This window comes from Streptomyces sp. NPDC026394 (genome assembly GCF_055567735.1).
In genome coordinates this window covers 37858-59279 of the sequence record NZ_JBVHPX010000020.1, presented here as the reverse complement: position 1 = coordinate 59279, position 21422 = coordinate 37858, and the positions used below count along the sequence as shown (strand labels likewise).

21 protein-coding genes are annotated in these 21422 nt (G+C 73.4%); 11 read left to right on the top strand and 10 right to left on the bottom strand.

Annotation, left to right across the window (positions count from 1 at the left end; translation table 11 throughout):
• Nucleotides 1–47: 47 nt before the first annotated feature.
• The 3 genes from dapF to miaA all read right to left on the bottom strand — a co-directional run bounded on the left by dapF (nucleotide 48) and on the right by miaA (nucleotide 2748).
• Nucleotides 48–989 carry a diaminopimelate epimerase gene (gene dapF, locus ACZ4QV_RS32995; RefSeq protein ID WP_361155708.1) on the bottom strand — a complete coding sequence of 314 codons (942 nt, stop codon included), beginning with the start codon at nucleotides 987–989 and terminating at the stop codon, nucleotides 48–50.
• Between the two features lie 143 nt (nucleotides 990–1132).
• On the bottom strand, nucleotides 1133–1702 hold the full coding sequence (locus ACZ4QV_RS32990) for a hypothetical protein (protein ID WP_467763790.1): 570 nt from the start codon (nucleotides 1700–1702) through the stop codon (nucleotides 1133–1135).
• Nucleotides 1703–1809: 107 nt separating this feature from the next.
• A complete protein-coding gene (gene miaA / locus ACZ4QV_RS32985; RefSeq protein ID WP_361155707.1) occupies nucleotides 1810–2748 on the bottom strand; it encodes a tRNA (adenosine(37)-N6)-dimethylallyltransferase MiaA in 939 nt (312 codons plus the stop codon).
• A gap of 182 nt (nucleotides 2749–2930) precedes the next feature.
• Here miaA and ACZ4QV_RS32980 point away from each other — a divergent pair, with 182 nt between their 5' ends.
• Together ACZ4QV_RS32980 and ACZ4QV_RS32975 are read left to right on the top strand one after the other, a co-directional pair.
• Nucleotides 2931–3221 (top strand): gliding motility protein, encoded by a 291-nt coding sequence (locus tag ACZ4QV_RS32980; RefSeq protein ID WP_361155705.1) that lies wholly within the window; start codon nucleotides 2931–2933, stop codon nucleotides 3219–3221.
• Between the two features lie 38 nt (nucleotides 3222–3259).
• Nucleotides 3260–3526, top strand: a complete 267-nt coding sequence (locus ACZ4QV_RS32975; RefSeq protein ID WP_361155703.1) for an antitoxin — start codon at nucleotides 3260–3262, stop codon at nucleotides 3524–3526.
• Nucleotides 3527–3716: 190 nt separating this feature from the next.
• Here the strand turns inward: ACZ4QV_RS32975 and ACZ4QV_RS32970 are convergent, their stop codons facing one another.
• Both ACZ4QV_RS32970 and miaB read right to left on the bottom strand, forming a co-directional pair.
• On the bottom strand, nucleotides 3717–4427 hold the full coding sequence (locus tag ACZ4QV_RS32970) for a class III extradiol dioxygenase subunit B-like domain-containing protein (protein ID WP_361589963.1): 711 nt from the start codon (nucleotides 4425–4427) through the stop codon (nucleotides 3717–3719).
• Nucleotides 4428–4534: 107 nt separating this feature from the next.
• Complete coding sequence (miaB, locus tag ACZ4QV_RS32965; RefSeq protein WP_361589960.1) at nucleotides 4535–6019, bottom strand: tRNA (N6-isopentenyl adenosine(37)-C2)-methylthiotransferase MiaB; 1485 nt, start codon at nucleotides 6017–6019, stop codon at nucleotides 4535–4537.
• A 78-nt stretch (nucleotides 6020–6097) separates the two neighbouring features.
• Between miaB and ACZ4QV_RS32960 the strand changes: the two genes are divergently transcribed.
• Nucleotides 6098–7099 (top strand): TAXI family TRAP transporter solute-binding subunit, encoded by a 1002-nt coding sequence (locus ACZ4QV_RS32960; protein ID WP_361155698.1) that lies wholly within the window; start codon nucleotides 6098–6100, stop codon nucleotides 7097–7099.
• Nucleotides 7100–7184: 85 nt separating this feature from the next.
• On the opposite strand, the gene ACZ4QV_RS32955 is transcribed toward ACZ4QV_RS32960, so the two are convergent.
• The 4 genes from ACZ4QV_RS32955 to ACZ4QV_RS32940 all read right to left on the bottom strand — a co-directional run bounded on the left by ACZ4QV_RS32955 (nucleotide 7185) and on the right by ACZ4QV_RS32940 (nucleotide 11513).
• Nucleotides 7185–8615, bottom strand: coding sequence for a DEAD/DEAH box helicase (locus ACZ4QV_RS32955; RefSeq protein ID WP_361591356.1), 1431 nt, complete (start codon nucleotides 8613–8615; stop codon nucleotides 7185–7187).
• A gap of 235 nt (nucleotides 8616–8850) precedes the next feature.
• A complete protein-coding gene (locus tag ACZ4QV_RS32950) occupies nucleotides 8851–9054 on the bottom strand; it encodes a cold-shock protein (RefSeq protein WP_031008163.1) in 204 nt (67 codons plus the stop codon).
• Nucleotides 9055–9347: 293 nt separating this feature from the next.
• Nucleotides 9348–10754, bottom strand: a complete 1407-nt coding sequence (locus ACZ4QV_RS32945) for a sensor histidine kinase (RefSeq protein ID WP_361155696.1) — start codon at nucleotides 10752–10754, stop codon at nucleotides 9348–9350.
• A gap of 18 nt (nucleotides 10755–10772) precedes the next feature.
• Nucleotides 10773–11513, bottom strand: a complete 741-nt coding sequence (locus ACZ4QV_RS32940; protein WP_361155694.1) for a response regulator transcription factor — start codon at nucleotides 11511–11513, stop codon at nucleotides 10773–10775.
• Nucleotides 11514–11852: 339 nt separating this feature from the next.
• Here ACZ4QV_RS32940 and ACZ4QV_RS32935 point away from each other — a divergent pair, with 339 nt between their 5' ends.
• The 8 genes from ACZ4QV_RS32935 to ACZ4QV_RS32900 all read left to right on the top strand — a co-directional run bounded on the left by ACZ4QV_RS32935 (nucleotide 11853) and on the right by ACZ4QV_RS32900 (nucleotide 19105).
• Nucleotides 11853–12638 carry an amino acid ABC transporter ATP-binding protein gene (locus ACZ4QV_RS32935; RefSeq protein WP_361591357.1) on the top strand — a complete coding sequence of 262 codons (786 nt, stop codon included), beginning with the start codon at nucleotides 11853–11855 and terminating at the stop codon, nucleotides 12636–12638.
• A 55-nt stretch (nucleotides 12639–12693) separates the two neighbouring features.
• A complete protein-coding gene (locus ACZ4QV_RS32930; RefSeq protein WP_361155691.1) occupies nucleotides 12694–13602 on the top strand; it encodes a glutamate ABC transporter substrate-binding protein in 909 nt (302 codons plus the stop codon).
• A gap of 278 nt (nucleotides 13603–13880) precedes the next feature.
• Nucleotides 13881–14528 carry an amino acid ABC transporter permease gene (locus ACZ4QV_RS32925; protein WP_361155690.1) on the top strand — a complete coding sequence of 216 codons (648 nt, stop codon included), beginning with the start codon at nucleotides 13881–13883 and terminating at the stop codon, nucleotides 14526–14528.
• Nucleotides 14525–15490 (top strand): amino acid ABC transporter permease, encoded by a 966-nt coding sequence (locus ACZ4QV_RS32920; protein WP_361591358.1) that lies wholly within the window; start codon nucleotides 14525–14527, stop codon nucleotides 15488–15490. Before ACZ4QV_RS32925 ends, ACZ4QV_RS32920 begins: the two co-directional genes overlap by 4 nt.
• A 163-nt stretch (nucleotides 15491–15653) precedes the next feature.
• Nucleotides 15654–17909, top strand: a complete 2256-nt coding sequence (locus ACZ4QV_RS32915) for an FAD-dependent monooxygenase (protein ID WP_361591359.1) — start codon at nucleotides 15654–15656, stop codon at nucleotides 17907–17909.
• Between the two features lie 107 nt (nucleotides 17910–18016).
• A complete protein-coding gene (locus ACZ4QV_RS32910; RefSeq protein WP_324607239.1) occupies nucleotides 18017–18103 on the top strand; it encodes a putative leader peptide in 87 nt (28 codons plus the stop codon).
• A 76-nt stretch (nucleotides 18104–18179) separates the two neighbouring features.
• Entirely contained in the window at nucleotides 18180–18719 is a 540-nt protein-coding gene (locus ACZ4QV_RS32905; RefSeq protein ID WP_361155684.1) for a cupin domain-containing protein, read from the top strand.
• Nucleotides 18716–19105 (top strand): rhodanese-like domain-containing protein, encoded by a 390-nt coding sequence (locus ACZ4QV_RS32900; protein WP_361591360.1) that lies wholly within the window; start codon nucleotides 18716–18718, stop codon nucleotides 19103–19105. The genes ACZ4QV_RS32905 and ACZ4QV_RS32900 overlap by 4 nt, the downstream gene beginning before the upstream one ends.
• An 84-nt stretch (nucleotides 19106–19189) precedes the next feature.
• Here ACZ4QV_RS32900 and ACZ4QV_RS32895 read toward each other — a convergent pair whose 3' ends face one another.
• A complete protein-coding gene (locus ACZ4QV_RS32895) occupies nucleotides 19190–20287 on the bottom strand; it encodes an alpha/beta hydrolase (protein ID WP_361591362.1) in 1098 nt (365 codons plus the stop codon).
• Between the last annotated feature and the right edge of the window lie 1135 nt (nucleotides 20288–21422).

Here is a 21422-nt window from a genome sequence, read left to right as displayed (position 1 = left end):
GTGCCCCGGGCGGGCGCCCGGCCGGGGTCACGCCCCGGGCCCACGGCTCAGCCCAGGGCCGTGACCAGCCAGGCGGGGTCCAGTGCTCCCTCGCCGACGATGACCGCGGGGCCGGTCATCTCGACCGTGCCGTCCGGCAGCTCGGTGATCGTCAGGCTGCCGCCCAGCACGTCGACCGTGTAGGTGACGGGGCTGCCGGTGACCGCGGGGTCGACGCCGTCCCGGCGGGCGGTGGCGACGGCGACGGCGCAGGCGCCCGTGCCGCAGGAGCGGGTCTCGCTGGCGCCGCGCTCGTGGACGCGCATCGCCACATGACGCGGGCCGCGGTCGGCGACGAACTCGATGTTCACACCGTCCGGGTAGACGGCGGCTGGGCTGAACGGCGGGATCTCGCGCAGATCACCGGCGTGGCCGAGGTCCTCGACGAAGGCGACGGCGTGCGGGTTGCCCATGCTGACGTTGCGGGCGGGCCAGCTGCGGTCGCCCACGGTGACCGTCACGCCGTCCGGGAGCAGCTCGGCACGGCCCATGGAGACCGTGACCTCGCCGGTCGCGGTCAGGCGTGCCGTACGCACACCGGCGCGGGTGGCGATGGCCAGCTCGCCCTCGCCGGCCAGACCGGCGTGCTGGAGGTAGCGGGCGAAGACGCGGACGCCGTTGCCGCACATCTCGGCGACGGAGCCGTCGCCGTTGCGGTAGTCCATGAACCACTCGGCCTCGCCGGCCATGGCGCGGGCCGCGGGATCGGCGGCGGAGCGCACCACGCGCAGCAGGCCGTCGCCGCCGATACCGGCCCGGCGGTCACAGATCCGGGCGACGGCGCCGGCGGACAGCTCCAGGACGCCGTCCGGGTCGGGGACGATCACGAAGTCGTTCTCCGTGCCGTGCCCCTTGAGGAAGGCGATGCCCCGGCCGGGGCCGCCCGCGGCGGTCGTGGCGGCGCTCACTGCGGCCTCCGTGGCCTCTGCGGTCCCCTGTGCGTTGGTCATGCCTGCATCGTACGGCGCGGCAGTGACAGTCGGTGGCCCCGCCCCGGCCGACGGATGTTCCGGCTCCGGCCCCGGCGGATGTCCCGACGCCGCCCCAGGCGTGTCCTGTGCTCGGTGCCGCCTCCGGCCCCGGCGTGCTGCGATCAGTGCAACCGGGCGACGCGCCACACGGCGAGCAGGGCCAGGACGGCCACGACCGCGACGTACGCCAGGACGACGCGCCAGTCCGGGCGGCGACCGGAGCCGCGGGCGGGCAGACCCGGCCAGGTGTGGCCGACCCGGCGGGCGGCCATCATGCCCCAGCCCGCGGCGCAGCCGAAGAGCAGCAGACCGAGCATGGAGATCACCGCGCCGCCGTCGCCGCCGAACTCGAAGGCCAGCGGGAAGGCGAACATCAGCGAGCCGAGGATGGCCAGGCCCACGATCGGCGCGAGCTGCCAGATGCGCAGCCGGCGCGGCGGGCGCAGTTCCCGGAAGGACTCACCGCCTCCGGCCGCCTCCCCGGGGCCGTCCCCGGTGTCCAGAGGCGCCGGGCGAACCGGTTCTCCCAGGGCGTCCGGGCCGTCGGGACCGACCGCCGCCGCGTGGTCCAGGGCAGGCCCGTCCGGGCCGGCGGCCCCGGGTCCGTCCTGGGTCAGCGACTCGGTCGCGTCCCGCTGTCCGTCTCTCGGCCCGTCCGGTTGCTGCGGTCTGTTGCGAGGGCCGGCCTCCATCGCCACGCGCCCTCCCCACTCCGACTGCACGCCTCGATCGAAGGTCGATGATGACACGCTCCCGGGGGCACGGATGACGGGCGGAGCGTCCCGATGCCATGACGTGATCAGGCTGTGACCGGTCGTTCGACCAACGCCAGCGCCCGCCCCGGGAGTTCCGCGCGGTCCGCGGCGGCGCCGCTGAGCCAGTGGACCCGGGGGTCCCGGCGGAACCAGGAGTCCTGGCGGCGCGCGAAGCGCTTGGTGGCACGGACCGTCTCGGCCCGGGCCTGCTCCTCCGTGCACTCCCCCGCGAGCTGGGCGAGCACCTGCTGGTAGCCGAGGGCGCGGGAGGCGGTACGGCCCTCGCGCAGCCCTTCGCCCTCCAGCCGCTGCACCTCGTCGACCAGCCCTTCCTCCCACATCCGGTCCACCCTGCGGGCGATGCGGTCGTCGAGTTCGGGGCGTGCCACGTCGACGCCGATCTGCACGGTGTCGTAGACCGCCTCGTGCCCGGGGAGGTTGGCGGTGAAGGGGCGGCCGGTGATCTCGATGACCTCCAGGGCGCGCACGATGCGGCGCCCGTTGCTCGCCAGGATGGCGCGGGCGGCCTCCGGGTCGGCGGCGGCGAGCCGGGCGTGCAGGGCGCCGCTGCCCTGCTCGGCGAGCTCGGTCTCCAGCCGGGCCCGCACCTCCGGGTCCGTGCCGGGGAAGTCCAGGGCGTCGATGGCGCCCCGTACGTACAGGCCGGAGCCGCCGACGAGGACGGGGGTGCGGCCCTCGGCGAGCAGCCGGTCGATCTCGGCGCGGGCCAGCCGCTGGTACTCGGCGACGTTCGCGGCCCGGGTCACGTCCCAGATGTCCAGGAGGTGGTGCGGGACGCCGTGGCGCTCGGGCACCGTCAGCTTGGCGGTGCCGATGTCCATTCCCCGGTAGAGCTGCATGGAGTCGGCGTTGACGACTTCGCCACCGAGATGGCGGGCGAGTGCGACGCCCAGATCGGACTTTCCGGCCGCGGTGGGACCGACGACGGCGATGACCCGGGGTGCGGGAACTGCGGTGTTCACCGGCCCAGTCTCGCAAACCTGCGGGCCACATCTCGAACGAGCGACGTGACGGCTCGCCTCCGTGTTCGTTGCCTGTTGCGAGGTTCCGGCCGCCGGTTCACGGACCGGGGCCCGCGGGCGGCGCAATGGGACGCTCCGGGCGCCCCGGGATTTCGCCCACACGAGTAGGCTATGGAGTAGTTATGGGCGTGTTTTCACGGTTTCGTCGCAAGGCAGCAGAGGCATCGACGGAGGAAGCCGCCGCCGCCACGCTGACGGCGGAGCCGTCGGCTCCGGAGGGCGGGGAGCCCGCCGCCGAGCAGTCCGCCGAGGCCGCTACGGAGGCGGAGCAGGGCGCGGCGGCAGCCGCGGACGGGAAGCCATCCGCGGAGGAGGCCGGCGAGGCGGCGATCGCCGAGGGGGTCGAGATCCCCAAGCAGCAGTCGGCCGAGGAGGCTGCGGACCGCGAAGCCGGGGAAGGCGCCCGCAAGTAGGACGCACGCCGCACGAAGCAGCACGAAGGAAGGTGCCCATGGGTCTGCTGGACAACCTCAAGGCCAAGCTCGGTCCTCTGAAGAGCAAGGCCGGTGACCTCGCGCAGCAGCACGGGGACAAGATCGAGCAGGGGCTCGACAAGGCCGCGCGGGCGGTCGACGAGAGGACCAAGGGCAAGTACAGCAGCCAGATCGGCACCGGTGCGGGCAAGGCGAAGGACGCCCTCGGCCGGCTGTCCGAGGAGTCCCGCCGCACCGGGGGCCAGGGCTCCGGCGGCTCCGGCCCGCAGGGACCGGCTTCCTGACCTTTTCGCCGGGCCCGCGGCGGGGCGGCCCGGACGGACGGCACCACGGCCGCGGAGCGACCCGCTCCGCGGCCGTCGCGCGGTCCCGGGGGGCGCGGCGAACGCCGCTTCCGTACAGCTCAGAGCCAGCTCCCGCCGATCCCGTACGCCTCGGCACACTTCCGTACGCCTCAGCACACTTCCGTACGCCTCAGGACCAGGCCGCCACGAAGTACCCCACTCCGTACGGCGCCTCCTCGCGCAGCAGCTCGCCGTGCAGACCGGCGCCCTGTGCGGCGCCTGCCAGGACCTGCCAGCAGGACCGGCCCGAGACCTTCAGCTCCTCCGCCAGCTCCGCGTCCAGCCCGGTCAGCGCCTCGGTGTCGGCGGCGCCCAGGGCGCGTCCCACGGCGGCGTCGAAGTCCTCGGCCCGCTCGTCGTAGTAGCCCGGCGCCTTCACCGTGCGGCACGCGCTGCCGTCGCCCATGACCAGCAGGGCGACCCGCTCCGCCGATGCCGCGATGTCCCGTCCGGCCTGCACGCAGCGGTCGGTGGCCAGCGGTTCGCCGACGCCCAGCCCTGCCATCGGCGCGTCGGCCCAGTCCGTACGGGCCAGCAGCCAGGCGCCGACCGACAGCGACGGTGGAAGCGGCCGTTCCGGGGTGGTCCCGGCGGCGCCCAGGCGGACTTCGAGGTCCACGCCGAAGCCGCGGAACGAGCCCACCGCGCCCTGTTCGTACGGCCCGCGGCCGGCCTCTCCGGCGGGGCCGGCGACGACCAGACGGTCCGGCCGGGCCGCCGCGAGCACGCCGATCGCGTCGAGGGCGGCGGCCCGCAGGCCGTCCAGCTCGGGTGCGGCTCCGGAGGCGACCTCCGGGACGAGCACCGGCGGACACGGGCAGACGGCGGCGGCGACAAGCATGGCTGGAACCCTAGCAAGGCCGCGGCGCCGGGCCCGCGGTCCCGGGCGGCGGGTCCGCGACGCTTCCGGCGCCGGTCGTACGGGGCGGCTGTCCCGCCCTCACGCCGTCAGTCGCACCCGCAGCCCGCGGCCGGGGCCGGGGCCGGTGCCGGGGCGCCGATCGTCGGCAGGCCGAGCATGACGCCGGCCGGCTTGTCGGCCGGTGCGGCGTTGCGCTTCTCCCAGGCGTCGCCCGCGCGCGTACGGCGGACGGCCTGGGCGGGGCCCTCGGCGAGCAGGTGGTGCGGCGCGGCGTAGGTGATCTCGACGGTCACCATGTCGCCGGGGCGGACCGGCTCCTCGGGGCGGGTGAAGTGCACCAGACGGTTGTCGGGCGCGCGGCCGGACAGGCGGCGCGTGGCGTCGTCCTTGCGCCCCTCGCCCTCGGCGACCATGACCTCCAGCACGCGGCCGACCTGCTTCTTGTTCTCCTCCCAGGAGATCTCCTCCTGGAGGGCCACCAGCCGCTCGTAACGCGCCTGGACGACCTCCTTGGGGATCTGGCCGTCCATCGTGGCGGCCGGGGTCCCGGGGCGCTTGGAGTACTGGAAGGTGAAGGCCTGCGCGAAGCGGGACTCGCGGACCGTGTGCAGGGTCTGCTCGAAGTCCTCCTCGGTCTCGCCCGGGAAGCCGACGATGATGTCCGTGGAGATGGCGGCGTCCGGCATCGCGGCGCGCACCTTCTCGATGATGCCGAGGAAGCGCTCCTGGCGGTACGAGCGGCGCATCGCCTTGAGGACCGTGTCCGAGCCGGACTGCAGCGGCATGTGCAGCTGCGGCATCACGTTCGGCGTCTCGGCCATGGCGGCGATGACGTCGTCGGTGAAGTCGCGGGGGTGCGGCGAGGTGAACCGGACCCGCTCCAGCCCTTCGATCTTGCCGCAGGCGCGCAGCAGCTTGCTGAACGCCTCGCGGTCGCCGATGTCGGAGCCGTACGCGTTGACGTTCTGGCCGAGCAGGGTGATCTCGGAGACGCCCTCGCCCACCAGTGCCTCGATCTCGGCGAGGATGTCGCCGGGGCGGCGGTCCTTCTCCTTGCCGCGCAGGGCCGGGACGATGCAGAAGGTGCAGGTGTTGTTGCAGCCCACGGAGATCGAGACCCAGGCCGCGTACGCGCTCTCGCGGCGGGTGGGCAGCGTGGAGGGGAACGCCTCCAGCGACTCGGCGATCTCGACCTGGGCCTCCTCCTGGACGCGGGCCCGCTCCAGGAGCACCGGCAGCTTGCCGATGTTGTGCGTCCCGAAGACCACGTCGACCCAGGGGGCCTTCCTGACGATGGTGTCGCGGTCCTTCTGGGCCAGACAGCCGCCGACGGCGATCTGCATCCCGGGCCGCGCGGCCTTGCGGGGCGCGAGCTGGCCGAGGTTGCCGTAGAGCCGGTTGTCGGCGTTCTCCCGCACCGCGCAGGTGTTGAAGACGACGACATCGGCCCCGTCGGCGCCCTGCGGCGCGGGGACGTATCCGGCGTCCTCCAGCAGGCCCGACAGCCGCTCGGAGTCGTGGACGTTCATCTGGCACCCGTAGGTGCGCACCTCGTATGTCTTCGCACTCATCTCAATCGACCAGGGTACGTGCTTCCACCATCACCTCGCCCCTCCCTTTCCCGGTACCGGGCTGGCAGGATCCCGCCCATGGTTTCCGCATTCCCCCGTTCCGGCGGCCGCCGGGCGTTCCTCGCGGTTGCCGCGGTACTGGCCGTACTCGGCCTGCTGCTGTGGTGGCTGCCGCCGGTGGTGGCCAGGCCGCCCGCGCCCGGCGGGCAGCTCACGCTGTCCACCGGCGTGCGCTCCGGGGTGTACGCGCGCTACGGGGAGCTCCTCAAGCAGGATCTGCGCCGGGACCTGCCGCGGGTGGACGTACGGCTGATGAACAGCGCGGGGTCACTGGACAATCTGGAGCACCTGGCGACCGGGAAGGCGCAGTTCGCGATCGCGACCGCGGACGCGGTGGCCGAGCGGCAGCGTCTCCATCCGCGGCAGGCGGCAAGGCTGCGGGCCTGCGCGCGGCTGTACGACGACTACCTGCAACTGATCGTGCCCGCGGACTCACCGGTCGGCTCGGCCAAGGACCTCGGGAAGCTGCGCGTCGGCGTGGGGGCGGACGGCTCCGGCGTCCAACTGACCACCCGGCGGCTGGTCGCGGCGGCCGGGCTGGACTTCGACCACGGCATCGAGGCGGTGCGGGTCGGCATCGACCGGATGCCGAAGCTGCTGGAGGAGGGGAAGCTGGACGCCTTCTTCTGGTCGGGCGGGCTGCCGACCTCGGCCGTGCAGCAGGTGGCCCGGCGGATGCCGATACGGCTCGTCCAGCTCGGGGACCTGATTCCGGCGCTGCACCGGCAGGGCGGGCGGAGCCGTCACTACCGGGCGGCCGTGATGCCGGCCGACGCCTATCCGCTGGTCCAGAAGGGGCAGGCGGTCAGGACGATCGCGGTCGCGAATCTCCTGGTCACCACCGACCGGCAGGACCCGGTTCGGACGGAGGCGATCACCCGGACCGTCATAAGGAGCCGGGACCGCATCGGTACCGAGGTGCATGCCGCGCAGAAGGTGGATCTGCGGACCGCGGTGTTCACCGATCCGCTGCCGCTGCACGAGGGCGCGCGGCGTTATTACGTGTCGGAGAAGCCGTAGCGGGCCGTTCCCGGGAAGGGGCGGCTTCCGAGGTGCCCGAAGGCGCCGGGGCGTGCGCGGACTTCCGTGCACGCCCCGGCGCGCGTCATGCCTTGGGCGCCCGCGGGGTGCGCGGCGCCTTGGGGGCACGGGAGGGACGCCGGGACGGACGGCCGCCGCCCGCCGCGCCGGTGCCGCCGCCCGCCGCGCCGCCGGAGCCACCGCGGCGCGGACGCCGCCGCCCGCCGCCGCCCGTGGACTTGGGCCGGTCCTGCTGCGCGGGGACGGCGATCACGACCGGCTGGCCGGACGGCGCCTGGGCGCCCGTGATCCGTATGAGCTCGCTGTCGCCGGGCCGGACCCGGGCCGTACCGGGGGTGATCTTCGCCCGGGACATCAGCCGGGTCATGTCCCGGCGCTGGCCGGGCGTGACCAGGGTGACGACGGTGCCCGACTCGCCGGCTCGCGCGGTACGGCCGCCGCGGTGCAGGTAGTCCTTGGCCTCGGTCGGCGGGTCGACGTTGACCACGAGGTCGAGGCCGTCGATGTGGATGCCGCGGGCGGCGACGTTGGTGGCGATCAGCGCGGTGGCCTGGCCGGTGCGGAACTGCTCCAGGGTGCGGGTGCGCTGCGGCTGGGACTTGCCGCCGTGCAGCGCCGCGGCCCGTACACCCTGCGACAGCAGGTGCTTGGTCAGCCGGTCGGCGCCGCGCTTGGTGTCCACGAACATGATCACGCGGCCGTCGCGGGCGGCGATCTCGGTGGTGGTGGCCCGCTTGTCGGTGTCGTCCACGTACAGGACGTGGTGCTCCATGGTGGTGACCGTCGCGGCCGACGGGTCCACGGAGTGGGTGACCGGGTCGGTCAGGAACCGGCGCACGAGCTTGTCGACGTTGCGGTCCAGCGTCGCGGAGAACAGCATCCGCTGGCCGTTCGGGTCCACCTTCTCCATCAGGCGGGTGACCTGCGGCAGGAAGCCCATGTCGGTCATCTGGTCGGCCTCGTCGAGGACGGTGACGGTGACCTGGTCGAGCTTGCAGGCGCGGCGGTCCAGCAGGTCGGCGAGCCGGCCCGGGGTGGCGACCAGGATCTCGGCGCCCTTGCGCAGCGCGTCGACCTGGCGGTTGATCGAGGTGCCGCCGACGACCGTGGTCGTGCGCAGACCGACCGCGGTGGCGTACGGGGCGAGCGCCTGGGAGACCTGGGTGGCCAGCTCACGGGTGGGCACGAGCACCATCGCGAGGGGGCTCTTGCTCTCGGCGCGGCGCCCCGCCGTACGGCTGAGCATCGCCAGTCCGAAGGCCAGGGTCTTGCCGGAGCCGGTCCGGCCGCGGCCGAGGACGTCCCGGCCCGCGAGGGTGGCGGGCAGCGTCGCGGCCTGGATGGGGAACGGCTCGGTGACGCCCTGCGCGCGCAGCGCGGTGAGAAGGGCCGGTGCCAGCGGCAGCTCGTCGAAGGAGACGGCGGGCGGCTGGGGGGCCGTCCGCGGGGACGGCTGGGATGCGGCGCTCTGTCGCGGTGCGGTCGCTCGGGTCACTGAAAGCCCTTCTGTGGCGGGAGGCCGAGCGCGTACGGCACGGTGCCGTGCGGTCTCGGGCCGCATGGGTACGGGGTGTACGCATACGGGTGTCGTGCGGCTGCGGTGTGCTCGCGCGACGACGTTCGGCGCGGACGGCGAGCCGCGCGGGGACGGGGGTACGGCGGTGGGCCGTACGGATACGGACGGGGCCCGCACCGGCCGGTGCGGGCCCCGTCCGCTGACGTGCGGTCCGTCAGGCGGGGATGATGTTCTCCGCCTGCGGGCCCTTCGGGCCCTGGGTCACGTCGAAGCTGACCTTCTGGCCCTCCAGGAGCTCGCGGAAGCCCTGCGCCTGGATGTTCGAGTAGTGGGCGAAGACGTCGGGGCCGCCGCCGTCCTGCTCGATGAAGCCGAAGCCCTTTTCCGCGTTGAACCACTTCACGGTGCCGGTGGCCATGTTTTTCTCCTTCTAGGGGCAAACCGAAGACCGCACTGCGCGGCCTCCCTGTCGCCGAGATGATCGCCCCACACCGGAGAAAGGTCCGGAAAAACAAGGAACGCCCGGGGCTTCCAGCCACCGGGCGCGCACAAAGTTCATGGGTACCACAACTGCAACACCGTCAACGGTAACACAACACTTTCACGGTCCTGAAGCGGGCTGTCCGGGGCCGGACCTGGAACGGGCCCGGACCGGGCCGGGACTGGTCGGGGCCGGGACCGGTCGGGGCCGGGACTGGTCGGGACCGGCGGTCACGGCGCGCTGCGCGGCACCACCACGGTCACCCGCAGCCCGTGCGGCCGGTGCGGCGCGAAGGAGAGCGTGGCGCCGCCGGCGGCGAGCAGCGCGCGGGTGATCGACAAGCCCAGCCCGGAGCCGGAGACGTTCTGGTGGCGGCCGCTGCGCCAGAAACGGTCACCGATCCGGGCCAGCTCGTCCTCGGTGAGGCCGGGGCCGTGATCGCAGACGGTGATCCGTACGCACTCGCCGTCCGGCGCCACCCCGACAGTGACCCGTTCCCCGGCGGGCGTGAACTTCAGGGCGTTGTCGACCAGGGCGTCCAGGGCGCTGGACAGGGCGACCGGATCCGCCCAGCCCGTCACGGCCCGCTGGCCCTCGTAGGACAGCAGCACCCCTTTGTCGTCGGCCAGCGGGCGCCAGGAGCCGACCCGCTCGGCGGTGAGCGCGGCGATGTCGGTGAGCTGGAGGTCGGCGGCAGCGTGCTCGGCCAGCGCCAGGCCCAGGAGGTCGTCCAGGACCCGGGCCAGGCGCTTGCCCTCCGTACGGACGGAGGCGATCTCCTCGTTGCCGTCGGGGAGTTCCAGGGCGAGGAGTTCGATGCGCAGCAGCAGTGCGGAGAGCGGGTTGCGCAGTTGGTGGGAGGCGTCGGCGACGAAGGCTCGCTGCTGTTCCAGCACCTCCTCGACGTTGTCGGCCATCTCGTTGAACGAACGGGCCAGGCGGCGGAGTTCCGGGGGGCCGGAAGCGGCCGCGACCCGGGACTTCATCCGGCCGGTGGCGATGTCGTGACTCGCGGCGTCCAGGACGCGCACCGGGCGCAGCACCCAGCCGGTGAGCCGGAAGGCGGCGCCCACCGCGACGAGCATGGCCGCGCACTCCCCCGCCCCGATCAGCAGCCAGCCGTGCAGGGTGCGGGAGCGCATCCGCCCGGTGGGCGAGTCGGTGACGACGACGGCCACCACGTCACCGTCCCGGACGACGGGCGAGGCGACGGGGATCCGGCCGCCGTCGTCCCAGGGCCAGATCTGGTGCGGGTCGTGGCTGCGGCGGCCCGCCAGGGCCTCGCTGAAGGCCCGTGCGCCTTCGCCCTCCTCCGGTACGCGCCAGTCGGCGGGGGCCGCCGCCATGGGCGTCCCGTCGCGGAAGAACACGCCGGCGCGGATGCCGTAGAGCTGGTGGTAGCGCTTGAGTTCGGCACTCAGCGTGGCCTGCCGTTCGTCCTCGTCGGGGGTCTTGCCGGCGCCCGGGCGGGCGGTGACGTACTGGGCGAGGGAGGCGAACCGCGCCGCGTCGTCGATCCGGTCGACGACCACCCGCTGTTGTTCGACGCCGGCGGTGATGCCGGCGAGCGGGAAGCCGAGCGCGAGCAGCACCCCGGCCATCAGGACGATCAGGAGCGGGAGGAGTCGGGTGCGCACGGTACGGGCCGCCGGCCGTCAGGAGGCCGGGCCGGCCGGTGACACGGCGGCGGGCGGTGTCACGAGGCGGTAGCCGACGCCGCGCACCGTCTCGATCAGCGCGGGCATCCGCAGCTTGGCGCGCAGCGACGCGATGTGCACTTCCAGGGTCCGGCCGGTCCCCTCCCAGCTGGTGCGCCACACCTCGCTGATGATCTGCTCGCGGCGGAAGACGACGCCCGGCCGCTGCGCGAGCAGGGCGAGCAGGTCGAACTCCTTGCGGGTCAGGGGGACGGCGGTGCCGGCCACGGTCACCTGCCGGGTGGACAGTTCGATGGTGACGGCGCCGAGCCGCAGGTCACCGGGCGGGGCGCCCTCCTGTGCGGGCGGCTCCCCCGCGGCGGCGGGCGTGGCGGCGCGGCGGCGGCTGACGGCGTGGATGCGGGCGAGCAGTTCGCCGGTGTCGTAGGGCTTGACCACGTAGTCGTCGGCGCCGAGGTTCAGGCCGTGGATCCGGGACCGTACGTCCGCCCGCGCGGTCACCATGATCACCGGGCTGCCGCACATCCGCCGGATCCGCCCGCAGACCTCGAAGCCGTCCTGGTCGGGCAGGCCGAGGTCGAGCAGGACCACACCGAAGGGCTCCCGGTCGCCGGGCAGCAGGGCTTGCAGCGCCTCCTCACCGTTGCGGGCGTGGGTGACGTCGAAGCCGTGCCGGGACAGCACGGCGGACAGGGCGGCCGCGACATGGTCGTCGTCCTCCACGAGCAGCAGCCGCACCGGCCCCCTCCTCACAGTGTGTGCCCGGCCGCGCATACCTGGACGCGCGGGTGCATGGGTGTACACCCGTACGCGGGCGCGTACGGATCGCGGGCCGTCCACGGAGCGGCCAAAAGGCATCTACGGCGATGGACGGCACGCACGTCAAGGGGGTATTCCCGGAGGGGCGGTTCCGTTATGCAGCCGGTACACCGGGGCGCCCGGTCCGCGCGCCCCGTTCACGCCGTGTGTCCCTTCGCGGCCGTATCGTTATGCTCAAATCCCGCTCAGATGTAATGACGCTGGTCGCAGGGCGTTACTAGGGTCCTCCCCAACCGAGGAGGACGGAGCTGTACGCCGATGAGCGAAGTATCGGTGACCAAGAGCGACAAGGGGCCCGCGCCGGCGGGCGACCCGCTGGTCGTGCTGGACAACGTGAACAAGCACTTCGGCGCGCTGCACGTACTCCAGGACATCGACCTGACCATCCGGCGCGGTGAGGTGGTCGTGGTGATCGGGCCCTCCGGGTCCGGCAAGTCGACGTTGTGCCGCACGATCAACCGGCTGGAGACCGTGGACTCCGGCGCCATCACGATCGACGGCAAGCCGCTGCCGCAGGAGGGGCGCGAGCTGGCCCGGCTCCGTGCCGACGTGGGCATGGTCTTCCAGTCCTTCAACCTCTTCGCGCACAAGACGGTGCTGGAGAACGTGATGCTGGGCCAGACCAAGGTCCGCTGCACGGACAAGAAGGCGGCCGAGGAGAAGGCCCGGGCCCTGCTGGACCGGGTGGGGGTCGGCACGCAGGCGGAGAAGTACCCCGCCCAGCTGTCCGGCGGACAGCAGCAGCGGGTGGCCATCGCCCGGGCCCTGGCGATGGACCCCAAGGTCATGCTTTTCGACGAGCCGACCTCCGCACTCGACCCGGAGATGATCAACGAGGTGCTGGAGGTCATGCAGCAGCTCGCCCGGGACGGCATGACGATGGTCGTGGTCACGCACGAGATGGGCTTCGCCCGCTCGGCGGCCCACCGCGTCGTCTTCATGGCGGACGGCCGCATCGTCGAAGAGGCCGAGCCGAACCAGTTCTTCAACAACCCGCGCAGCGACCGGGCCAAGGACTTCCTCTCGAAGATCCTCCACCACTGACCCTGCGGCCGGTCGTCATGATTGCCACCTTCCGCTGAACCAAAGGATGTTCACCATGAGGATTCGTAAGACGGCCGCGGCGGGTGCGGTGGTGCTCGCGCTGACGGCGACCGCGACCGCGTGCGGCGGCGAGTCGGGCACGGCCGGCGACAAGGCGTCCGGCGGAGAAGTCTTCAGCGGTACGTACGCGGTCAACGCCAAGGCGAACGTGAACTCGCCGGCCTGGAAGAAGGCCAAGCAGGCCGGGAAGATCACCATCGGCGCCAAGGCCGACCAGCCCTACCTCGGCTTCCAGGACACCACCGGCAAGCGGAGCGGCTTCGACATCGAGATCGCCAAGATGATCGCCGCCGAACTGGGCTTCTCCGAGAAGCAGATCGAGTTCAAGACGGTCGACTCCAACGTCCGCGAGACCGCGATCTCCAAGGGTCAGGTCGACTACTACGTCGGCACGTACACGATCAACGAGGAGCGCAAGAAGCAGATCGACTTCGCGGGCCCGTACTACACCGCGGGCGCGGACCTCCTGGTGCGCAGGGACGACAAGTCCATCACCGGCCCGGACACCGTCAAGGGCAAGAAGGTCTGCTCGATCGTCGGCTCCACCCCGCTCCAGGAGATCAAGAAGCCGAAGTACGGGGCCACCACCACCGAGCTGGCCAAGTACTCGCTGTGCGTCAAGCAGCTCCTCGACGGCCAGGTGGACGCGGTCACCACGGACGACGCGATCCTCAAGGGGTACGCGGCCGAGCGGCCCAAGAAGCTGCGGGTCGTCGGCAAGCCGTTCACCAAGGAGCCGTACGGCGTCGGCCTGACGAAGGGCGACAAGGCGCTGCGGGACGCGATCACCGACGCGCTGGAGAAGCACATCAAGAACGGCGACTACAAGAAGGCGTACGAAGGCACCCTCGGCAAGTCCGGGACCAGCTTCGTCGCGCCGGAGACGCCGCTGCCGCGCGGCTGACCCGGGTCGCGCACCCGCCGTCCACCGCCGCACGCCCCGTACGCCGCTCCGGCGGGTGTACGGGGCGCGGGTGCCTGAGGATCCACGCGCCGGGGCGCCCGTGCGCACACCGTCGCGGACCGCGCCCGCGCTCCCGGCCGTACACCGGTACGCCGCGCACGCAAGCGCCCGCACGCCGGGCCGCGCTCCCGTACCCCGCGCGCCGCGCACGCCCCGCGCACCCCGCACCGGGCCGTCCACCCGTCCGCCGCTGACCTGACCGCTACCGCGGAGAACCCATGAACGTACTCCTCGACTATCTTCCCGAGTTCCGCACCGGGTTCCTCGGAACCGTGTCGCTCACCGCGGCCAGCGGGGCGCTCGCCCTCCTGCTGGGCCTCCTCGTCGCCGGTTTCCGGGTCTCGCCGGTGCCCCCGCTGCGCGCCTTCGGGACGGCCTGGGTGACGCTGCTGCGCAACACCCCGCTCACCCTGCTGTTCCTGGTCGCCTTCTTCGTCGTCCCGCAGATCTTCTTCCCGGGCATCAGCCCGTTCGTGCTCGCGACGCTGGCCCTGGGCTTCTACACGTCCTCGTTCATCTGCGAGGCCGTCCGCTCGGGCATCAACACCGTGCCGCTGGGCCAGGCGGAGGCCGCCCGCAGCATCGGGATGACCTTCGTCCAGACACTGCGCATCATCGTCCTGCCGCAGGCCACCCGCACCGTGATCCCGCCGCTGAGCAGCATCCTGATCGCGCTCACCAAGAACTCGGCCATCGCGGGCGCCTTCAGCAACGCGGAGCTGTTCAACGTCTCCAAGCTCCTGAACGACCAGGGTCGGCCGATCGGCTGGATCTTCCTCTGGATCGCCCTCGCCTACTTGATCATCACGTTCGCCATCAGCGGCATCTTCCGGCTGCTCGAACGCCGCCTGGAGGTGGCCCGATGACCAGCGTCCTCTACGACGCCCCGGGGCCCAAGGCCAAGGTCCGCAACCGCGTCTACACCGTCGCCGGCGCGCTCGCCGTGCTCGGCCTGCTCGCCTTCGCCGTGCTGCGACTGGCCGCGAAGGGCCAGTTCGAGCCGGAGATGTGGAACATCTTCAACAACGCCGGCGTGCGGACCAACATCCGCAACGGCGTCCTGACGACCCTCCAGGTCTTCGCGGTCGCCGCGGTGCTCTCCCTCGCGCTCGGCGTGCTGCTCGCCGTCGCCCGGCTCTCCGACCACAAGCCGGTGCGCTGGCTGGCCACCGGGTTCATCGAGCTCTTCCGGGCCGTCCCGCTGCTGATCACGATCTACGCCCTGTGGGTGATCCTGCTCTCCTACAAGGAGGAGCTGGGCCTGACCGGCGACTCGCCGCAGTTCTGGGCCCTGGTCGTGGGTCTGACCGTCTACAACGGCTCGGTGCAGGCGGAGGTGCTGCGGGCCGGCATCAACGCGGTGCCCCGGGGCCAGCGCGAGGCGGCGTACGCGCTCGGCATGAGCAAGACGCAGGTCATGACGACGGTGCTGATGCCGCAGGCCGTCCGGGCGATGCTCCCGACGATCATCAGCCAGTTGGTGGTGACCCTCAAGGACACCTCGCTCGGTTACGTGATCACCTTCGAGGAGCTGCTCTACACGATCCAGCAGATGGCCAGCACCATCGTCGTCAACGACGAGAACCCGTACGTGCCGATGATCATCGTGGCCGGTGCGATCTACGTGGCGATGTGTCTGGCGCTGTCCGCGCTGGCCAACTGGATCGAGCGGCGTGGCCGGCGGGCCAAGACCGGCATCGTGATGGCCGGGGCGGCCGAGCCGGTCACCGCGTCGGACGCGCTGGAAGGCGCCGACGGCACGGTCGGCGGCCCGGTCGGCACCCGGCGGCCCCCGGACATGGGCGGCGGGGGCGGCATCACGCCCTGACGGTGTGACACCGTGAACGGGGGCAGTGCCGCGGGCGCCGCTGCCCCCGTCACTTGACGCGGGCGCCCGCAATGGGTTGCATACGCTGTGTGATCGCGCACCGGGCTCCAACTGCCAGTTCCTGTACGTCCCGTAAGAACCCGCGGACCGGGGGAGCCACGCCGTGGACCCGGTGATCGTCGTCGGGGCCGGGCCCGTCGGCCTCGCGCTCGCCCTCGCCCTCGCCCGCCTCGACGTCCCGTGCGTGGTGCTGGACGAAGCCCCCGGTGCGATCGATCCGCGGCCCGCCCGCACCGTGGTCCTGCGGCCGGACACCGCCGCGTTCCTGGAGCGGCTGGGCTGCGGTCCGGCCCTGGAGTCCGCGGGCACCCGCTGGACGGCCTGGCGCTCGGTGCGGCGGAGGCGGCTGCTGGAGCGGGTGGAGTTCGGCCCGGAGTCGCCGTTTTCCGGCTCACCCGCTTCACCCGCTTCTCCTGTTTCTCCCGTTTTCCCCGCTTCTCCCGCTTCCCCTGTGTCTCCCGTGCACGTGCCGCAGCACGCGCTGGCCCGGGCCCTGCGCACCGCGCTCGCGGCGCAGCCCGGCGCCCGGATCGTCGCCGGCAGCCGACTCGACGACCTGCGGCAGGACGAGTACGGGGTCAGCGCGCACACCCGTGGCGCCAACGGCGCGTGGTGGCGCGCCAGTTACCTGGTCGGCTGCGACGGCCCGCGCTCGACGGTCCGCAAACTGCTGGAGATCCGCTTCCCGGGGCGTACGGCAGTCGAGCGGCACGCCGTGGCGGCGCTGCGTACGGAACTCCCCTGGCCGGGCGAGGCGTTGCTGCACCGCTCGCCCGCGCGGCAGGGCGGCGGCGGGTCCGGCGGCGAGGTCACCGCCCGGCCGCTGCCCGGCGGGGTGTGGCGGCTGGACTGGCTGCTGCCGCCCGGCCGCGATCTGGTCACCCCGGACGCGCTGGTGGCCCGGATCCGCGACTCGCTGGCGGTGTGGACCGCCGAGGCGGAGGCAGGGGCCGGGTCGGGGGCGGGGATTGGCCCGGGGGCGGGAATCGTCTCGGGGGCCGACGCCGGAATCGGGCCCGGCTCCGGGAACCGGGCCGGGTCGGAGGCGGGCGCCGGGGCCTGGGGCGGGCCCGGCGCGGGCGCCGGGCCGGTGCCTGGTTCCGGCGGGAGGGGTGGGGGCCGGGGTGGCCCGCACGTTCCCGCCGTACCGCCGTACGAACTCCTCGACACCGGCGTGCACACGGTCCACCACCGGCTGGCCCGGCGCTGGCGGCGCGGCCGCGCCTTCCTCGCCGGCGACGCCGCCCACCTGCTCGGCGCGCTCGGCACCCAGGGCCTGGACGAGGGCCTGCGGGACGCCGAGAACCTCGCATGGAAGCTGGCCCTGGCCTGGCACCAGGGCGCTTCGGAAGCCCTGCTGGACAGTTATCAGGCCGAGCGCAGGGGCGCCGTCACGGCTCGGCTGCGCGCCGCCGACCGGGCCCTGCCGCTGCTGCGCGACGGCGAGCGGGGCGGCCGGTGGCGGGCCGTCCTGCCGGGGGCGGCCCGCGGGCACACGGCGATGCTCACCGACGGGCACTTGGGGCGCGGACCGCTCGGCGCGCCCCCCGCGTACGCCCGCTCACCGCTCGCCCCGGCCACCGACCCGTCGTGCGCGATGACGGTGGGCACGCAGGTCGGCGCGCCGGTCGCGGACGTCCCCGTGACGGCCTCGGACGGCTCCGAGGTACCGCTCCGGGCCCGGCTGGGACGGGGACTGCTGGTGGTGCTGGTGGCGCCCGGTACGGGCGTGTGGGACCGGCGGCACTGGAAGTCGGCCGGCCTGATGCCGCGCCTCTCGAAGACGGTGGACGCCCTGCCGATGCCCGCCGAGGTACTGGTCGCCGAGTCCTACCCGGGCGCGGTCGCCCACACCGTCCTGGTCGTACGACCGGACGGGCACCTGGTCGCGGCCATGGGCGGTGTCCGGCCGGCGGAACTGTACGCGTGCGCGGAGGCGGTACGGGGCGGGGGCTCGGGGGGCGGCCCGGAGGACGGCCCGCGGGACGGGACGGGGGACGGTTCGGGAGCTGCGGGGCGCGCGGAGGGCGCAGGGCTTGCGGGGCGCGCGGAGGGCGCTGCGGTGTTCGAAGGGGAGGCGCGGGTCAGGGCTGAGAACGGGGGTGGGGCCGGGGGTGGGCTCGGGGCCAGGAACGGGACCGAGGCCGGGGCCGGGATCGGAACCGGGGCCGGGGCGGGTTCGGAGGGGCCGTTCGCGCATCCGGCACGGCCGGAGGGCGGGCGTGAGCCTGCCGGGGGAACGCCGTCCCCGCAGGCCGACAGGGACGCGGGGCGGGACATGGCTCGGGGCACGGATCGGGACGCGGCCCGGGACGTTACGGAAGCGGAGGTCCGGTCGGGGGGCGGGGCCGGCCGGTGAGCGCTCCGGCGAGCCTCGATGCGCCGGTCGGCGTGCGCCCCTTTACGCACCTCTCGGCGCCGGTCGGCGGTTGACCCTGCGGGAAGCCCCGTGCTTGACTCCGGAACGTGACGGAGAACGGTTCGCGCTTCTGGCGGAGGGTCCATCTGGACCTGGTCCGCTACGCGGGCTGCGTGTGTCGTCCGTCCTGCTGATCCGCATCCCTTTCCCGCGCGCCGCCGCGTTCGCCGCCGGTCGCGCGCCTCTTCGCGATCACTCAGGACGGTTCCTGTGCCCGACGTACGTACCCCGGCGCGCCCGCGTCCGGACGCCACCGGCGGCCCCACCGCCGCCGAACTCCTCGACTTCGCCCGCCGTACCGCCGCCGACGCCTCGCTCATCGCCTCGCTGCCCCTCGACCCCGAAGGCCGGACCTGGATCCGTCTGGACGGTCCCGGCGGCAGCGAGGCGTGGCTGATCGGCTGGCCGCCCGGTACGGGCACCGGCTGGCACGACCACGGCGGTTCGCACGGCGCGTTCGCCGCCGCCGCGGGCGAACTGACCGAGCAGTCGCTCGCCGCCCAACTGCCCACCGAGGGCTGGAAGACACTGGAACTGGCGGACGGCGTGGACCGGCAACGGAAGCTGGCCGGCGGCCGCGGCCGCGCCTTCGGCCCGCACCACGTCCACCAGGTGCTCAATCTCTCCGACGACGCGCACGCCGTCTCGGTGCACGCCTACTACCCGCCGTTGCCGCTGATGCGCCGCTACAGCCGCACCGGTCCCGTCCTGCGCCTCGAAGAGGTCGAGTTGCCCGAGGACTGGCGGTGAGCGCGGTCGACGCGCTTCTGGAGGCGGCGCGTGCCGGGCTGGACCGGGTGTCCCCCGGGCAGGCCGCGTCGCTCCAGCGGGACGGCGGGCTGCTGGTCGACATCCGCTACGCGGCGCTGCGTGAACGTGACGGCACCATCCCGGGTGCGCTGATCGTCGAACGCAACGAGCTGGAGTGGCGCCTTGACCCCACCGGGGCCCACCGCGCCCCGGAAGCCACCGGCCACGACCTGGCGGTGGTCGTCGTCTGCAACGAGGGCTACGCGTCGAGCCTCGCGGCCGTCTCCCTGCGGCAGCTGGGCCTGTACCGGGCAACCGACCTGGTGGGCGGCTTCCAGGCATGGCGGGCGGCGGGACTGCCGGTCCGCGCCCACGTCCCCGGATGAGGTGACGGCGGGTCCGCCCGGAGCGGACCCGCCGTCGGCGCAGAGGGCGGCGTCCCGGTGTGCGGCGTCTCAGGGTGTGGCGTCTCAGGGAGCGGCGTCGAACTGCCTGACCACGAGCGGCAGGGCCTTGCGCACCGTCCCGTTGTGGTCCACGTCCCCGACGTCCGTGAGCCGGTGGGCGGCCCCGTTGGCGGTCAGCTGCCGTTCGCAGTGGCGCGCGTTCTCGAACGCCACGTCCTTGTCGCCCTTGGCGTGGTACAGGTGCACCGGAACCTCCGGGCGCCAGTCACAGGTGGTGTCCAGCGCCTCCAGTTGCCGCCGCAGCTTCCCCCGCGGGCTGCGGATCGTGTCGAGGAATTCCGGCGTGAACAGTTCCTTCGAGGTCGCCGGCAGCGCCGCCGCGATCTCCGCCGACTTGTGGTCGCCGTCGAACAGGGACTCCACCGTCTTGTCGTACGGCGCACGGAACGCCTGCCCCGGTGTGTCGTACAAGCCGTACATCCGGTCCCACGCGGTCACGAAGTAGGCCAGGTAGAGCGACGACCGGATGATCTCGTCGTCGGCCGCGGCGGCCTCGAACCCGCTCAGGTCGAAGGGCCCGGCGATGGGGGCGAGCGCCCCCGGCCGGAAGTACGGGTCGGCGCCCCGCTGGAGGGCCCGGCCGACCATCATGGTGGCGGGACCCCCCTGGGAGAAGCCGCTGACCAGCACGTTCCTGTCGAGGGTGCGCTGCTCCCGCCGGACGAACGCCCGTGCCGCGCGCAGCGCGTCGACCGAGGCGGTGACGGTCGCCTGCGGATGGCCGTACGGGTGGATGCCGGGGCCCTCGCCCAGCCCCAGGTAGTCCGGCGCGGAGACGGCCCGGCCGGTCGAAGCGAAGAGCAGGGCCGCCGCGCGGTCGGTGGACCGCTCGTTCACCGAGGCCGCGTCCCCTCGGTACACGGTTGTCCCGTGCAGCCAGGACACGGTCCGGAGGGCACGCTTGCCGTTCTTGGGCACGGCGACCAGCTGGCTGGCCGTGGTGGGCTCGCCCCGGACGCCGCGGGTGCGGTAGACGAGGCGGTGGGCGCGTACGCCGTAGCGCACCTGGGCCGCGTCGATACCGGCTGCCTCCAGGCGGTCCGCGACCTCCTTCGCCTTCAGGTCGGCGACGAGAGTGACGGAAACAACCGAACCAGGCACCGGGCGCCGCTCGACGGCGTCGGGTCCGGCAGTGGGTGAGGTTCTGGTTGCGGCTGTGGGTGCGGCTGAGGTTCCGGTCGCGGTGGCGGTGGCGGTCGTCGTGTCCGTCCCCGTACCAGGGCTCTTGGGCAACGCTGACGCAGTGGTCGTCGCCACTGCCCCCGTGGCCAGTAAGGCCGCGGCGCATCCCAGGACGAGGACGCCGGGCGCGGCGGACCATCCACGGTGTTTCCGAGTGAAGATCATGCACCGCACTCTGCCGCCCACGGCATGCCCAGCACATTGCGGCCAGCCCCCTCCCCGGAGGGGGGTTCCCCAGAAACCGGAAAGCCGACTGGCGCAGCTCCGACCGCCGAAGAGGCGAACACGGCTGTGGGCACCGGCCCCGTCACCAGCCGAACTGTCCGTACGGGCCGGACGGCACACCGCAGGCCTGTACCAGCCGTCACAAGGTTCGACCGCACGCCACAGGCCGCACCGAACGCCACAGGACCTGGCCGCACGCCACAGGCCGCACCAGCCGTCGCACGGCTCGACCGCACGCCACAGGCCATACCGAACGCCACAGAGCCTGGCCGCACCAGCCCTCGCGGGGCGCGACCGCACGTCACAGGCCGTACCGAACCGCCACGGGGCCTGGCCGCGCGCCACAGGCCATATCGGACGTCACGGGGCCTGGCCGCACGCCGCAGGCCATGCAGCCGTCGCAGGGCTCGGCCGCACGTCGCAGAGCCTGGCCGCACGTCACAGGCCGCACCAGCCGTCGCGGAGCTCGATCGCACGTCACAGGGCGTACCAGCCGTGGGGAACCCGCCCTGGGGCGCTGCACTGAGCCAGTCGCGGCCGAGACCACTGCACGGTCACGGGTCCGCAGAACGTAGCGGCGCGTGCACCCGTGGCACGTCCACCCGACGGGCGAGCGTCCGCGCCTCCCGGCTGACGGCCGACCAACAGCAGCCGACGGCCGTCTCGCCCGCCACGCCTGCCGTCCCACTCCCCCGGCCGCACAGCTACGGCCTCGCTCCTCGCCGGGGCACTGCTCCGCCGGGCCACCGCTCCCCGGAGTCACAGCTCCGCCGAGCCACGCCTGCTCGATCTCATGCCCCACCGGGCCCTGGGCCACCTCCTCGCCGAG